The following is a 13268-nucleotide window of genomic DNA, read 5'->3' as shown; positions in this document are numbered from 1 at the left end:
CCGATATACAGCCCATGGTAAAACCGACCACAATTTTGACGAAACTTCCTTTTTCCAATCCAGCGAACCGAAAAATATCCCTGCAAACCCTCCTGATCGTTCCCTTTGTCCTACAAATCTTTGCCGCCGTAGGCTTAACCGGATATTTATCATTCCGCAACGGACAAAAAGCCATTAACGACTTAGCCAATCGACTCATCAAGGAGATCTGATTTGCACGTCTACACCAGAAGCAGGTACGGAATTTGCGCTCGTACTACCTCAAAATATTAGAACCCGCCAAAATGATTTGTCAAATTAAATTTAGTTTAAAAAAGAGGGCTTAACCACAGACCTGGGATGATATGATGATAGGAGTGATTTGTTTTTTTAGTTTCAATAAATACTAAGATAGATGGCTGAATTCTTAACCGCTGCATTATATAAGTTCGTTGAATTATCGGATTTTGCCGAGTTCAGAGCACCGCTGCTGGCCTGCTGCGAGGAAAATCAAGTCGTTGGTACTATTCTGCTTGCTCAAGAAGGCATCAATGGGACGATCGCAGGTACACCCGAAAGCATCTATGCAGTGCTGGCATTCCTGCGAAGTGACAGCCGTTTTGCGGATTTGGTACACAAGGAATCCTACTCAGAAAAATTACCGTTTTATCGCCTCAAGGTACGGTTGAAGCGGGAAATTGTCACGATGGGTGTACCTGATATTAATCCAAACCAGATGGCTGGTCAATATGTCAAGCCCGAAGAGTGGAACAAACTGCTTGACGATCCTGATGTTGTCGTGGTTGATGTGCGTAATGACTACGAAGTATCGATCGGGACTTTTAAAGGTGCGATCGATCCTAAAACAAAAAGCTTTTCCGAATTACCAGAATGGGTACTTAAAGAAACTGCGTTACGGGAAAAACCCAAGGTAGCCATGTTCTGCACAGGTGGGATTCGATGTGAAAAATCTACGGCATTTTTGCGTCAGGTAGGTTTTGATGAAGTCTATCACCTAGAAGGCGGGATTTTAAAATATTTAGAAACTGTCCCGGAAGCAGAAAGTCGTTGGGAAGGCGAATGTTTTGTGTTTGATGAACGTGTGACAGTTGGTCATGGATTAAAGCCCGGTGACTATGAACTTTGTCGTGCTTGCCGTCACCCGATTAGTCAGGAAGATCGAGCTTCGGAATTATTTGTATTAGGGATGAGTTGTCCTCATTGCTATGGTACAAAAACGGAAGCACAAAAACAAAGTTTATCCGAACGGCAACGTCAGATTGAGTTGGCTAATAGTCGCCACCAAAAACATATTGGTGCGCGTTATCATGCTCAGGAAAAACCCGATGATAGCACCAACTGAAGGTATTTCAAATTACCCAATTTTGTATTCTTTTCGCCGCTGTCCCTATGCGATGCGGGCGCGCTTGGCTGTGGTTGCAAGCGGGATAGTGTGTGAATTACGGGAGGTTGTCTTGCGGGATAAACCCCCGGAAATGTTGGATGTATCTCCCAAAGGTACTGTGCCTGTATTGGTCGATCGCGATGGACGGGTATTAGAGGAAAGTATTGACATCATGTTTTGGGCTCTGGAGCAACACGATCCTGAACAATGGTTAACGCCAGAGCAAGGTTCTGTTGAGCAAATGCTGGAATTAATCGATAAATGCGATCGGGGTTTTAAATATAATCTCGACCGTTATAAATACCCGAATCGTTATGAAAATACTGATGCAATTGTTCATCGAACAGAAGGTTATTTATATCTGGAATTACTCAACTCACGGTTGAGGGAGACCAGATATTTGTTTGGGAATCGTGTGGCGTTGGCAGATAGGGCGATCGCCCCTTTTGTTCGTCAATTTGCTTATACCGATTTAGGATGGTTTAGTCAACAGTCTTTGCCACACTTGCAGGCTTGGTTAACCGAGTTTGTAGACTCCGAAATTTACGCTCGGATTATGCCTAAATATCCGAAATGGGAATCTGGTAACGAATGCGTTGTTTTTCCTTAATCCAAGTGCATTCTATCTGAGTAACTTGTACTATATCCTCTATCTAAATCAAAATGGAAACTAAACCACCTCTACCACCTTTTACCTTAGAAACAGCTAAAGCAAAAGTTCAAGCCGCAGAAGATGCTTGGAATAGTCGCGATCCAGAACGAGTAGCCTTGGCTTACACCGAAGATTCACAGTGGCGAAATCGCGCCGAATTTTTCAGTGGAAGAGCAGAAATCACAGCTTTCTTAAAACGCAAATGGGCAAAAGAATTAGACTATCGTTTGAAAAAAGAACTATGGAGTTTTACTGACAATCGGATTTCTGTGCGTTTTGAATATGAGTGGCATGATGATTCTGGTTATTGGTATCGCGCCTATGGTAACGAACAGTGGGAATTTGCCGAAAATGGATTGATGCGAAGACGTGAAGCTAGTATCAATGATGTGCTAATTCAAGAGTCTGAACGGAAGTTTAAATAATCAAACCTTGTCTCGAAATTTATCGAGGCCGTTGAGGAGCAATTCAAGCCCGAACTCGAAGTCATGAATACCGTTATAACGACCCTCTATGACGTAATGCGTGAGCCTGTTGAGGTAAGGGTATTTGTCAGCGGGGATGAGTGAAAGTCCGGTTTGCGCCACTTGGGAATACTCCGTCGCCTCGAAGGGAAAGTTGAGCTCTTGAAGGGTGAATCCATAGATGTGACTGTCGATCGCATTCCAGACGCGATCGGCCATCTCCAGCGAAAAGCCCGCCTCGCATAGACAGCCCAGCGTCCCATCCACATAGCGCAACATCGCCGGCCCCACATTCGCCCGTGAGACGATCGCCATTGTCGCCCAGGGGTGACGCACCAGCACCTCATGGGCTGAGGTCGCCCGCCGTCCCATGGCCGTCTTCCAGTCAACACCCAAATTCGGCACCTCAATCTCGCTGGCAACAATATCGACGATGCCATCCAGTATGTCATCCTTGTTCGCCACGTGGTTATACAGCGACATCGCCTGAACGCCCAACTCCTGGGCCAGCTTCCGCATCGAGAGCGACTCAATGCCACCCTCGTCAGCCATGCGTATCGCCGCGCGCAGCACTCGTTCCCGACTTAAAGGGACTTGGGGTGCGGTATCTGAGTCGATCGTCTTAGCCATTTAATTCTTCTCAAATCGATTCCTAACGGACAAAACAAAGCCCATTTCTAGAGCAGGGCGGGTTTCATTCTCTTGTAGGGGCAATCCCCCCGTGGTTGCCCCAATCCCTGAAACACATACAAAATCGTGGAGGAGAGGAGGGTAGGCACGCACCATCCACTACCCCTACAAAATTATCGTTTTCTAAACGCTAAGTTTACTATTGATCTTGACAAACTTACGGCGTAAGTTAGACTTACAGTGTAAGCCCAAGCGATAGAGGCTTGGCTCGCTCTTGATTCAGTTCTGCCCCAATTTGAGACAAAAGCCATGAAAACAGCAAACACCATTGCCCCTGTCCAAGCCGATCGCCAAATGAGAGCGATCGTTCAATTCGAGTATGGTTCAGCGGATGTGTTGAGTCTGGAAGAGGTTGACAAGCCAGTTGTACCAGACAATGGCGTGCTGGTGCGGGTTTACGCCGCCTCCGTCGATGCTGGTAACTGGCATCTCATGCGAGGGACTCCATTCCCCATCCGCCTGATATTCGGAGGAATACTCAAGCCCAAAATCAAGATCCTCGGCACGGCTGTAGCAGGACGGGTGGAGGCGATCGGCAAAGATGTGACGCAGTTTCAGCCCGACGATGAAGTCTTTGGAGACCTGTCCGAGTGTGGTTTCGGCGCATTTGCCGAGTATGTCTGTGCCACCGAAGCAGCCTTGGTGCTAAAGCCCGCCAACACCTCATTCGAGGAAGCAGCAACCATTCCTGTGTCAGCCCTGGCCGCCCTACAAGGACTGCGGGATGTCGGGCAGATTCAGCCGGGGCAAAAGGTGTTGATTAATGGTGCGTCGGGTGGCGTAGGGTCGTTTGCGGTGCAGATTGCCAAGGCTTTTGGCGCTGAGGTGACTGCTGTATGTAGTACGAAAAAAATGGATATGGTGCGTGCGATCGGTGCCGATCATATTATTGATTACACTCAAGTAGACGTGACCCAAAATGGACAGCATTACGACTTGATTCTGGACGCGGCGGCTTACCGTTCAGTGTTCGACTATCTGCCAGCCTTGACACCCGAAGGAACCTACGTCTTGATTGGTGGTTCCACAGCTCGATTTTTTCAGGTGATGTTTCTCGGCCCTTGGATTTCGAGAACCAGTCGCCAGAAAGTGAAATCCCTAGCTTCAAAACCCAATCAAGCGGATCTCGTCACGTTGAGGGATCTGATGGTGGCAGGTAAGATTGTCCCCTGGATCGATCGGCGCTACAATCTGAGCGAAGTCCCCGCAGCAATTCGCCACCTCGAACAGCGGCAGGTGTTGGGGAAAGTCGCCATATCCAATGGCTAATTACATCCTTCTTCATGGAAGACTTAAATAGCTAACGGGAACAAAGTCTGAATGTTAAAATATGTCGAATATACCCAAGAAAATCTATGACACTAATCCTTGATCTACCGTCAGAAGTTGAGCAATATCTCTTGCAGGAAGCCAACCAACAAGGACTTTCAATTGAATCCGTAACCTTACAGCTTTTACAAAGCTTTATTTCTTTAAGGCAAAAACAAGCTAAGGCTGTTAACCTGCTTCAGTCTTGGATAGACGATGAAGATATTGAAGAACAGCAAGAAACAGGTCAATACTTGATTAGTGCATTAGATGAGGATCGTCTTTCTGAGCGTAAATTATTCCCAGTTGAGATGAAAGGAGTAACTTGGTAAATCGAATCATCATATTGGATGCAGGACCACTCGGTCTAATCACAAATCCAAAGTTGTCTGTTAAAAGTAAGGCTTGCGCCCAATGGCTTCAGGCTCACATCACATCAGGAAGTCGCACTATAATTCCAGAGATTTCGGACTATGAGGTTCGCCGTGAGTTATTGCGAGCAAATAAGCTAAAAGGCATTTCTCGTCTAGATGATTTAGCCAAATTGATTGAGTATTTACCACTTACAACCGCTGCCATGCAGCAAGCTGCAAAACTTTGGGCAGAAGCTCGTCAGCAAGGGCAACCTACAGCAGGAGACAAGACGATTGATGGTGATATGATTTTGGTTGCTCAAGCCATAACTCTTGGCTCTCCAGATGTTGTAATTGCGACGACGAATGTGGGCCATCTCTCAAGGTTTATTACAGCCGAGTTATGGCAAAATATTCAGGAGTAAGGTGCGTCGCTTTCTACAATCTGCAATTTCCATTGAATATCTGGCGGCGACGCACCCTACAAAGCTACTTCGTGTCCTTCGCGTCTTCGCGGTTCAATAATACTAAAGTCCTGAGATAATTGGGAAGCAGTTAACCAGGCCAACAGCATGAGTATTGACCAATTAAACACCGACTATGGCATTGCCGGCCACCTCACCTTCGCCGCCGGAAACGGTGGTTTTCCGATGATTCACATCGACAATGGCCAAGCCAAAGCCTTGATTTCTGTGTATTCTGGCCAAGTGCTCTCCTTCCAACCAGCCACCGAAACCGTCGATGTGATGTTCCTCAGCGAAAAAGCCTACTATGCGGAAGGGAAAGCCATCAAAGGCGGTGTACCTATCTGTTGGCCTTGGTTTGGCCCAGATCCCGAAGGCTTGGGGCGTCCAGCCCACGGGTTTGTGCGGAATCGCCTCTGGAATGTGGTGTCAACCAGCACTACTCCAGAGGGCGCAACTCAAGTGATTTTGGGGCTTAAGGATACTGAGGAAACGAGGGCGATGTGGCCCCAAGCCTTTGAATTGGCGATCGCCATTACGGTCAGCACCACTCTCACGGTAGAATTAATTACCCGCAATTTAGGGGACAAAGCCTTTCCCCTCAGCCAAGCTTTCCACACCTATTTCCAAGTAGGAGATATCAACCTCGTGCAGGTTTTGGGATTGGAAAATACCCAGTATCTTGATAAAGCCGATGGTGGTGTGGAAAAAACTCAAGTGGGTGGAGTGGTAGCAACTGGTGAAGTCGATCGCATTTATCTCGATGTTACCAACGAATTAGTCATTGACGATAGCGCCCTCAATCGCCGTATCCGCATTAAATCCTCTGGTAGCAAATCTGCTGTAGTGTGGAATCCCTGGGTGAAAATCTCTGCAAGTATGGCAGACCTTGATGATAGCGATTATCAGCGTTTAATCTGCGTGGAAACGACCAATGCGGCGACGGATATTGTCGAAGTTCCTGCTCATGGTGAGTTTCGATTGGCTGCAATTTACAGCGTTGAGCGTAATTAAGAAATGAGAGGTTAATCTCAGCGGTGATGGGGCTATTATTTTCACTATTGAATTGAAAAACTCTGTCACCGTAATGTCTAAGATTTAACCGCTGAGGGCGCAGAGAACGCAGAGGAAGATAAGAGAGAGATGAATAATTATTTGTGACTGATTGTTTCGGCTATCATAATGGCGATCGCAACAAATGTAACAATATTTAATTTCAACCTGCTGTAAACTGATGTATCGTAGATATTACCATCAATGATTATGCAAAACTATAACTGGAAAAAACTCCAAAATGGCTCAGATATTCGCGGTATCGCTCTCGAAGGGGTTGCCGATGAAAAAGTTAACCTCACACCGGAAATTGCCACAATTTTGGGTCAAGCATTTGCTAATTGGCTGGTGGGAAAAGTCCATAAACCTGTGGAAAAGTTAACGATCGCGATCGGGCGCGACAGCCGCCTATCCGGGCCCAGTTTAATGTCAGCAGTCATGGCCGGAATCACCTCTGTTGGTAGCCAAGTATACGATTTTGACATGGCATCAACTCCGGCGATGTTTATGAGTACCATTACTCCTGGTTTTGATTGCGAAGGCGCAATTATGCTCACGGCTAGCCATTTGCCTTTTAATCGCAACGGCTTAAAGTTTTTCACCGCCAATGGTGGTTTACAAAAAAAAGATATTACAGATATCTTAGCACTAGCCCAAAGCTATAATTTTGAACTAGCCACGGTTCCAGGTAGCATTGAAAAACATGATTTTATCTCGGTTTATGCTAACCAATTTGTGACTAAAATTCGCGAATCAGTTAATCATCCAGATAATTTTCAGCACCCATTGAAGGGATTAAAAATTGTTGTGGATGCGGGTAATGGTGCCGGTGGATTCTATGTGGATAAAGTTTTAAAACCTTTAGGTGCTGATACCACAGGGAGTCAGTTTCTGGAACCGGATGGTACTTTTCCCAATCATGTGCCAAATCCTGAAGATAAACAGGCAATGGGGTCAATTTGTCAAGCGGTAATTGCTAATCAAGCTGATTTTGGGATTATTTTTGATACGGATGTCGATCGCAGTGCCGCCGTCGATGGAGCCGGCAAGGAACTCAATCGCAATCGCTTAATTGCCTTGATTTCGGCGATCGTCTTACAAGAACACCCTGGTTCTACCGTTGTCACCGATTCCATTACTTCCGATGGCTTAACGCAATTCATCGAACAGGATTTAAAGGGAATTCACCATCGCTTTAAACGAGGCTACAAAAATGTGATTGATGAGTCGATTCGTCTCAATCAAAGCGGACAGGAATCTTGGCTGGCTATTGAAACTTCTGGCCATGGAGCTTTGAAGGAAAATTACTTTCTGGATGATGGTGCTTATTTGGTTAGTAAGTTATTGATTGAATTGGCTAAATCACAACTGGCAAATAAGTCATTGCCAGATTTAATTACGAATTTGCAAGAGCCTGAAGAAAGTGCGGAGTTTCGGATTAAAATTAGTGTGGATGATTTTAGGGATCTGGGCGATCGCGTTATTGAACAACTGCAAGAATTTGCATCAACTCAAGCCGACTGGAAAATCGTTCCCAATAACTATGAAGGATTGCGGATTTCCTGCACCTCACCTGACGAATCTGGCTGGTTTCTGTTACGTTTATCCCTCCACGATCCGGTGATGCCTTTGAATGTTGAGTCTAATGTCAAAGGTGGTGTCCATCGCATAGTCGATCGGCTTTTAGCTTTTTTCCAAACAACAGAATCTCTTGATTTTTCTACACTGTTGAAGTAGGAACCCACCCCTAACCCCTCTAAGCGAGGGGAACCCACCCCTAACCCCTCTAAGCGAGGGGAACTAGATCTAATCTACCTCTTCCTCATCGGGGAACTGGCTCTTGCTCCCCTCTTGAGAGGGGCGGGGGGTGTGTCTTCTTGAGAGGGGAACTGGATCTAATCTACCTCCTCCTCATCGGGGAACCCACCCCTAACCCCTCTAAGCGAGGGGAACTTGATCTACCTCTTCCTCATCGGGGAACTGCCTCTTGCTCCCCTCTTGAGAGGGGCTGGGGGTGTGTCTTCTTGAGAGGGGAACTGCCTCTGGCTCCCCTCTTGAGAGGGGCTGGGGGTGTGTCTTCTTGAGAGGGGCTGGATCTACCTCCTCCTCATCGGGGAACCCACCCCTAACCCCTCTAAGCGAGGGGAACTGGATCTACCTCCTCCTAATCGGGGAACTGCCTCTTGCTCCCCTCTTGAGAGGGGCTGGGGTGTGTCCTCGGCTTTTGAGGGGGATTGGGGTGTATCCATTCTGCAAAATCCAAGCCTGAATCACCTCTAAAACACCTTCAACGTGATGCTTTGCATCCTCCTCTGTAAATCGCAAAAATCTCACGCCCAGGGATTCCAAGCGAGCTTGTCTTTCTCGATCGCGCTTTTGTGCTTCCTCACTGTCATGAGAATATCCATCAATCTCGATCGCCAGCATTAATTGTTTGCAATAAAAGTCTACAATAAATTCATCTATAGGCCGTTGGCGATCGAAGTCATAGCCCATCATTTGTTTGCCTTTGATGTATTTCCAAAGACTGATTTCGCCGGGACTCATATTGTTGCGAAGCTGGCGGGCAAGTTCCTTAAGTTTGGGGTTATAGGGGATGATGTTGTATTTCATCAATTCCAAGACACGTTATTGTAATTTATATTATGATAAACATCCCTGAAGGCGATGGAGCATGATGGCTCCCTCCCCAACCACAAGATTATTAATAATATCTGAGCGCGCCTGCGATTTACCTAATCGTGGCACAATAAGTTTCAGACTATTGGCAAATCCAATCCAACCAGGAATTTAATTATGTGGCGTGTAAGCATCAACTGTTCAGCAGCAAGCTGGGATATCCATTCTAAGGCATTCAAGGCGATCGCTGAAAAATATCCGGGAACACCTCTTTCTTCAAAAAAAATGAAAGGTGACGGCCAACGCATCATGGAATATCAAATTGAAAATGTCAATGACGCTGAGGACTTTATGGAAGAATGTTTTACCTTAGATGGTTTTACTGCAACTTTTGAATCCCTATAGAGACGAGGAATATGTCATCTAAAAGTGGAGAGTCTAGCAGTAAAATCCCTAAGACTAAATCTGCTAATCAAACTAATAGAGATGTGGACATTGCAGTTAAGCTCGCTCTCCTGATATTGCTGCTAACTATCTTGTCGAGGTTTTTTGCGATTGTCAATGCTGGCGAACGAGGGGTACTCATGCACTTTGGTCAAGTACAAAAACAGGTATTAGGAGAAGGAATTCACCTGATTGTCCCCATTGTTTCTACTGTCAAAAACTTGAGTGTCAGAGTCCAAAAACAGGAAATTTCTGCGGAAGCTTCCTCAAAGGACTTGCAAGATGTTTTTACAGATGTGGCGCTCAATTGGCATATAGTTCCAGAGGAAGCTAATGCTATTTTTCAACAAATAGGAGACGAACCACAAGTAGTCGATCGCATTATCAATCCAGCAGTCGAAGAAGTTCTCAAAGTCGATAAAGTTGCACAAGCATTGACCGGCGGCGTAGCTGTTAAAATAGTTGACGGAACTCAATTTGTAGCGACAGCTAATCCCGATACGGCTGCTGTTGAATTCAACGTTCCTACTGCTAAAGTTTTCAAGCCTGGAGATGCGAATTGGTTTGTTCCTGACGTGACTCAGGCTTACATAGATACCCAATTACCCAACGCACCTACTGAGGAAAATGATTGAGTTGGCTGTAGTTGAAACGCCCTCGGCTTTGTAAAAACAGGTACAACCAAAAAAATCATCAGGTAGCGCCATCAGGGTTGATAATTGGGAAAGCGAAATATATCGGTTTCCCTTTATATAGCAGTCCTTGCAGGAGTCGTAAAGTTTTTTACCCCACCCCAACCCAGACCTGATTAAAGTCCGGGAGTAAGAACTTTACAAATGATGCGAGGATTGCTATATTTGCAGTTACTATTAAAATGCTTATCTATGCTATCATTACCCCAATGTTAATTTTTGTCTTTCAAGTTCCGGCATCGATTGCTGTGAGTTCAGATGTCGTAGCAGCCACATTTATGAAAGTTGTTGGTGGCTTCAAACACTGGCAACAACAAACCCTTGACTTGCAAGTAGTTAAATGGTTGGCTTTGGGGAGTGTACCCGGTTCCCTGGGTGGTGTGTGGATTTTACACTGCATCAAAGGGAGTGGCACTCAGAACTTAGATGACATATTGCTGCGCTGTCTGGGAGTGGCGATCGCCCTAGTTGTCATGTTAGCAATCTCCCAATTATCGCTCAAAATCTTTCTCCCAAATTTGAAATTACCACAGCCGCCAGAATGGGACTTATAGCAGTCGCCAAGGCGGTTTGGTCATTGAGCGGAGCGTCGCCCTGAGCGTAGTCGAAGGGTCGAAATGTCCACTTCGACTACGCGAGCGTGACCGAAATATCCTAATCGCCTTGGCGGTTGCTATAAATACTAATTATGGTCGTATTTTTACGGTGATTGCAGGAGCAATTTTAGGCTCCATAGTGGGAATCACTAGCGTGTCTTCCGGTTCGATGTTTGCACTGCTGCTGATTGCTTTTTTCCGCCTGGATTCTTCAAAATTGGTGGGTACAGATATTTCGCAGGCGGCAATTTTGTTGATGTTTACCTCTCTGGGACACCTCAGCCTAGGAACAGTAGACTGGAGTTTAGTATTGCCGATTTGGTTGGGTTCGGTGCCGGGAGTTTTAGTAGGTGCTAAATTCTGCCAAATTATGCCTCAACGCCCGCTAAAGTTTGCGATTTACGGAATGTTGGCAATGGCGAGTTGGAAGTTGTATCAAGTGTGAAAAGTAGGGGTACTACCCCGCCCATTGGTGTCAACAATCGCCTAAAAACCTTTGTATCTCTCGTTTATAGCCGAGTCTAGATCCCCCTAAATCCCCACCCCCCCTAGGGCGTGTTTTCTCTCCCCGGAGATCCCCCCCAACCCCCCTTAAAAAGGGGGGAGAAAGAAGCTCTTTCGTCCCCCTTCTTAAGGGGGATGCGAGGGGGATCAGGATCTGATGGATCAGGCAAGAAAACACGCCCTAGCCCCCCCAAGGGGGGAAGGGGGACTTTGAGAAGATTCCGGTTCCCCCCTTCTTAAGGGGGGTTAGGGGGGATCTGGCCTTAATAGTCAAACAGCAATCTGTGACTAGGTTTGAGCTTAAGTTGACACCAATAGGCACGCTTGAGTGTCCTCTTAATCGCTGACTAAGGATTCTAGTTGGCTGACTGTCGGTAATTCTAAATCTTTGAACAGCACTGTACTAAGGTAGCGTTCGCCAAAAGAAGGCTGTACAAAAATTATCAATTTTCCAGCATTTTCGGGACGCTTGCCGATTTGAATGGCTGCAAATAAAGCTGCGCCTGCGGAGATTCCTGACAATAATCCTTCTTCTCTCGCTAGCCGACGACTGTAGCCGATCGCATCTTCATCGCTAACAGTAATTATTTCATCAATTAACTCTGGTTTCAAGACTTCCGGGATGAATCCTGCACCAATTCCTTGAATTTTGTGAGCACCAGATTTGCCTCCAGAAAGCACGGGGCTGTTTGTCGGTTCAACTGCGATCGCCCTAAAACTCGGCTTGCGTTGTTTAATTACCTCAGCAATTCCCGTAATCGTACCGCCGGTGCCAACTCCCGCCACTAAAAAGTCTATTTTACCGTCAGTATCGGCCCAAATTTCCTCCGCCGTCGTTTCCCGGTGAATTTTGGGATTGGCGGGGTTACGAAACTGCTGCAACAAAAAAGCACCCGGAGTTTCTTCTGCAATTTCTTCGGCGCGGGCGATCGCGCTTAACATCCCTTCATGTCCCGGAGTTAATTCTAACTGAGCACCGTAAGCTTTTAACATCGATCGGCGCTCTAAACTCATCGTATCCGGCATTGTCAAAATCAATTTGTAACCCTTAGCCGCCGCCACCATTGCCAAAGCAATTCCAGTATTACCCGAAGTCGGTTCCACTAAAATAGTTTTCCCCGGTGCAATTAATCCCGCCTCTTCTGCCGCCTGAATCATGCTCGCGCCGATGCGATCTTTCACCGAAGCAGCCGGATTCATCCCTTCCAATTTTACCACAATTTGAGCAACTACTCCTTCGGCTTGGGGAATTTTATTGAGCTGAACTAAAGGAGTTCTACCAATTATTTCTGTAACATCCTTAGCAATTTTCATGGCTTAATTTATCTCCAGTTAAATGTAGTACATGGGATTGACTTGTTTGCGATCGTCCCGCTGTTGGCACAAATCCTGTAAAGTGTATTTGCCCAAAACTGTCAGAGATGCTGCTGTGACTTCCTGCCAGATTTCTCGTACCGCAGTCTTTTCTACTGTTGCGGATTCTAAAACTTTTTGAACCTTGCCGCTACTGTCGCCTTCTAAAGCTGAGAACACCTCTAGCAAAGTAATTTGCCAGGGTTCTTTTGCCAGCAAATAACCGCCTTTAGCGCCCCGCAGACTTTGCACGAAACCCGCACGTCGCAGCACGGTAAGAATTTGGTCTAGATAGCGTTCCGGTATCTCTTGAGCAGCAGCAATCTCGCTCACCGTGAGGGGGGAGTCCTTCGGGTAGGGCGTTGCAAGTTCCAAGAGCGCTAACAGGGCATATTCCACTCTAGAAGATCGTTCCACATTTGCTACTCGTGTTTCAGTTTTAAATCTGCCATTCAATAATATACTGTTTTCCGATATGTGTATAGGGGTATTTGTTGAGTTTTGAGGAAGAAATCGCTTGAGAAGTATATTGCATCGTCGCCAAAATTTGCTATTTAGGGGACTGATGTGACCTCTGGCAAATGCCAAGGCTGTTAAGGCGCTGTGGTCAATAAGTAACCTGTCGCTACCAGAGTTAAGACAATGCCAAAAGTTAAAACACTCAAAGAATGCCAAAATCTTTGAGGATTGAT

The 13268-nt window shown here is 46.2% G+C and carries 16 protein-coding genes and 1 pseudogene; 13 read left to right on the top strand and 4 right to left on the bottom strand.

Features of this window, described 5'->3' with window-relative positions; translation table 11 throughout:
• Nucleotides 1-14: 14 nt before the first annotated feature.
• From P2A85_RS19720 to P2A85_RS19705, 4 genes and pseudogenes are all read left to right on the top strand, one after another.
• Nucleotides 15-209: pseudogene (locus P2A85_RS19720) on the top strand (hypothetical protein); the annotation flags it as partial.
• 185 nt (nucleotides 210-394) lie between these two features.
• Entirely contained in the window at nucleotides 395-1342 is a 948-nt protein-coding gene (locus P2A85_RS19715; protein WP_377474930.1) for a rhodanese-related sulfurtransferase, read from the top strand.
• The gene (locus tag P2A85_RS19710) at nucleotides 1326-1994 is read left to right on the top strand and encodes a glutathione S-transferase (protein ID WP_377474928.1); all 669 of its coding nucleotides are present in this window, start codon (nucleotides 1326-1328) and stop codon (nucleotides 1992-1994) included. Before P2A85_RS19715 ends, P2A85_RS19710 begins: the two co-directional genes overlap by 17 nt.
• Before the next feature lie 53 nt (nucleotides 1995-2047).
• Nucleotides 2048-2461, top strand: a complete 414-nt coding sequence (locus P2A85_RS19705; RefSeq protein WP_377474926.1) for a DUF1348 family protein — start codon at nucleotides 2048-2050, stop codon at nucleotides 2459-2461.
• Here the strand turns inward: P2A85_RS19705 and P2A85_RS19700 are convergent, their stop codons facing one another.
• A complete protein-coding gene (locus P2A85_RS19700) occupies nucleotides 2462-3130 on the bottom strand; it encodes a TetR/AcrR family transcriptional regulator C-terminal domain-containing protein (RefSeq protein WP_377474924.1) in 669 nt (222 codons plus the stop codon). It lies immediately after the preceding gene.
• 309 nt (nucleotides 3131-3439) lie between these two features.
• On the opposite strand from P2A85_RS19700, the gene P2A85_RS19695 reads away from it, so the two are divergent.
• The 5 genes from P2A85_RS19695 (at nucleotide 3440) to P2A85_RS19675 (ending at nucleotide 8105) form a co-directional block, all read left to right on the top strand.
• The gene (locus P2A85_RS19695; RefSeq protein WP_377474922.1) at nucleotides 3440-4459 is read left to right on the top strand and encodes an NAD(P)-dependent alcohol dehydrogenase; all 1020 of its coding nucleotides are present in this window, start codon (nucleotides 3440-3442) and stop codon (nucleotides 4457-4459) included.
• Nucleotides 4460-4545: 86 nt separating this feature from the next.
• Complete coding sequence (locus P2A85_RS19690; protein ID WP_377474920.1) at nucleotides 4546-4830, top strand: hypothetical protein; 285 nt, start codon at nucleotides 4546-4548, stop codon at nucleotides 4828-4830.
• Between the two features lie 53 nt (nucleotides 4831-4883).
• Entirely contained in the window at nucleotides 4884-5276 is a 393-nt protein-coding gene (locus P2A85_RS19685; RefSeq protein ID WP_377474918.1) for a nuclease, read from the top strand.
• Nucleotides 5277-5423: 147 nt separating this feature from the next.
• Nucleotides 5424-6329 (top strand): D-hexose-6-phosphate mutarotase, encoded by a 906-nt coding sequence (locus tag P2A85_RS19680; RefSeq protein ID WP_377474916.1) that lies wholly within the window; start codon nucleotides 5424-5426, stop codon nucleotides 6327-6329.
• A gap of 249 nt (nucleotides 6330-6578) precedes the next feature.
• Nucleotides 6579-8105 carry a phosphomannomutase/phosphoglucomutase gene (locus tag P2A85_RS19675; protein ID WP_377474914.1) on the top strand — a complete coding sequence of 509 codons (1527 nt, stop codon included), beginning with the start codon at nucleotides 6579-6581 and terminating at the stop codon, nucleotides 8103-8105.
• A 417-nt stretch (nucleotides 8106-8522) separates the two neighbouring features.
• Here P2A85_RS19675 and P2A85_RS19670 read toward each other — a convergent pair whose 3' ends face one another.
• A complete protein-coding gene (locus P2A85_RS19670) occupies nucleotides 8523-8981 on the bottom strand; it encodes an endonuclease domain-containing protein (RefSeq protein ID WP_377474912.1) in 459 nt (152 codons plus the stop codon).
• A 183-nt stretch (nucleotides 8982-9164) separates the two neighbouring features.
• Between P2A85_RS19670 and P2A85_RS19665 the strand changes: the two genes are divergently transcribed.
• The 4 genes from P2A85_RS19665 to P2A85_RS19650 all read left to right on the top strand — a co-directional run bounded on the left by P2A85_RS19665 (nucleotide 9165) and on the right by P2A85_RS19650 (nucleotide 11164).
• On the top strand, nucleotides 9165-9392 hold the full coding sequence (locus P2A85_RS19665; RefSeq protein ID WP_340523228.1) for a hypothetical protein: 228 nt from the start codon (nucleotides 9165-9167) through the stop codon (nucleotides 9390-9392).
• A gap of 11 nt (nucleotides 9393-9403) precedes the next feature.
• Entirely contained in the window at nucleotides 9404-10066 is a 663-nt protein-coding gene (locus P2A85_RS19660) for an SPFH domain-containing protein (RefSeq protein ID WP_377474910.1), read from the top strand.
• A gap of 266 nt (nucleotides 10067-10332) precedes the next feature.
• Nucleotides 10333-10677 carry a TSUP family transporter gene (locus tag P2A85_RS19655; RefSeq protein ID WP_377474908.1) on the top strand — a complete coding sequence of 115 codons (345 nt, stop codon included), beginning with the start codon at nucleotides 10333-10335 and terminating at the stop codon, nucleotides 10675-10677.
• A gap of 109 nt (nucleotides 10678-10786) precedes the next feature.
• The gene (locus tag P2A85_RS19650) at nucleotides 10787-11164 is read left to right on the top strand and encodes a sulfite exporter TauE/SafE family protein (RefSeq protein ID WP_377474906.1); all 378 of its coding nucleotides are present in this window, start codon (nucleotides 10787-10789) and stop codon (nucleotides 11162-11164) included.
• Nucleotides 11165-11559: 395 nt separating this feature from the next.
• Here P2A85_RS19650 and cysK read toward each other — a convergent pair whose 3' ends face one another.
• Nucleotides 11560-12537 (bottom strand): cysteine synthase A, encoded by a 978-nt coding sequence (cysK, locus tag P2A85_RS19645; protein WP_377474904.1) that lies wholly within the window; start codon nucleotides 12535-12537, stop codon nucleotides 11560-11562.
• An 18-nt stretch (nucleotides 12538-12555) separates the two neighbouring features.
• Complete coding sequence (locus tag P2A85_RS19640) at nucleotides 12556-12993, bottom strand: Rrf2 family transcriptional regulator (RefSeq protein WP_371117148.1); 438 nt, start codon at nucleotides 12991-12993, stop codon at nucleotides 12556-12558.
• Nucleotides 12994-13268 lie beyond the last annotated feature (275 nt).

This window comes from Microcoleus anatoxicus (assembly GCF_042465725.1).
GTDB classification, from domain to species: domain Bacteria; phylum Cyanobacteriota; class Cyanobacteriia; order Cyanobacteriales; family Microcoleaceae; genus Microcoleus; species Microcoleus anatoxicus.
This window is presented reverse-complemented; position numbering and strand designations above follow the sequence as displayed.

Bases quoted from the DNA above. Each gene is read 5' to 3' on its own strand.
- P2A85_RS19710 (WP_377474928.1), top strand. From the start codon at position 1,326: ATGATAGCACCAACTGAAGGTATTTCAAATTACCCAATTTTGTATTCT.
- P2A85_RS19680 (WP_377474916.1), top strand. From the start codon at position 5,424: ATGAGTATTGACCAATTAAACACCGACTATGGCATTGCCGGCCACCTC.
- P2A85_RS19700 (WP_377474924.1), bottom strand. From the start codon at position 3,130: ATGGCTAAGACGATCGACTCAGATACCGCACCCCAAGTCCCTTTAAGT.
- P2A85_RS19660 (WP_377474910.1), top strand. From the start codon at position 9,404: ATGTCATCTAAAAGTGGAGAGTCTAGCAGTAAAATCCCTAAGACTAAA.
- P2A85_RS19655 (WP_377474908.1), top strand. From the start codon at position 10,333: ATGTTAATTTTTGTCTTTCAAGTTCCGGCATCGATTGCTGTGAGTTCA.
- P2A85_RS19705 (WP_377474926.1), top strand. From the start codon at position 2,048: ATGGAAACTAAACCACCTCTACCACCTTTTACCTTAGAAACAGCTAAA.
- P2A85_RS19675 (WP_377474914.1), top strand. From the start codon at position 6,579: ATGCAAAACTATAACTGGAAAAAACTCCAAAATGGCTCAGATATTCGC.
- P2A85_RS19665 (WP_340523228.1), top strand. From the start codon at position 9,165: ATGTGGCGTGTAAGCATCAACTGTTCAGCAGCAAGCTGGGATATCCAT.
- cysK (WP_377474904.1), bottom strand. From the start codon at position 12,537: ATGAAAATTGCTAAGGATGTTACAGAAATAATTGGTAGAACTCCTTTA.
- P2A85_RS19695 (WP_377474922.1), top strand. From the start codon at position 3,440: ATGAAAACAGCAAACACCATTGCCCCTGTCCAAGCCGATCGCCAAATG.
- P2A85_RS19715 (WP_377474930.1), top strand. From the start codon at position 395: ATGGCTGAATTCTTAACCGCTGCATTATATAAGTTCGTTGAATTATCG.
- P2A85_RS19670 (WP_377474912.1), bottom strand. From the start codon at position 8,981: ATGAAATACAACATCATCCCCTATAACCCCAAACTTAAGGAACTTGCC.
- P2A85_RS19690 (WP_377474920.1), top strand. From the start codon at position 4,546: ATGACACTAATCCTTGATCTACCGTCAGAAGTTGAGCAATATCTCTTG.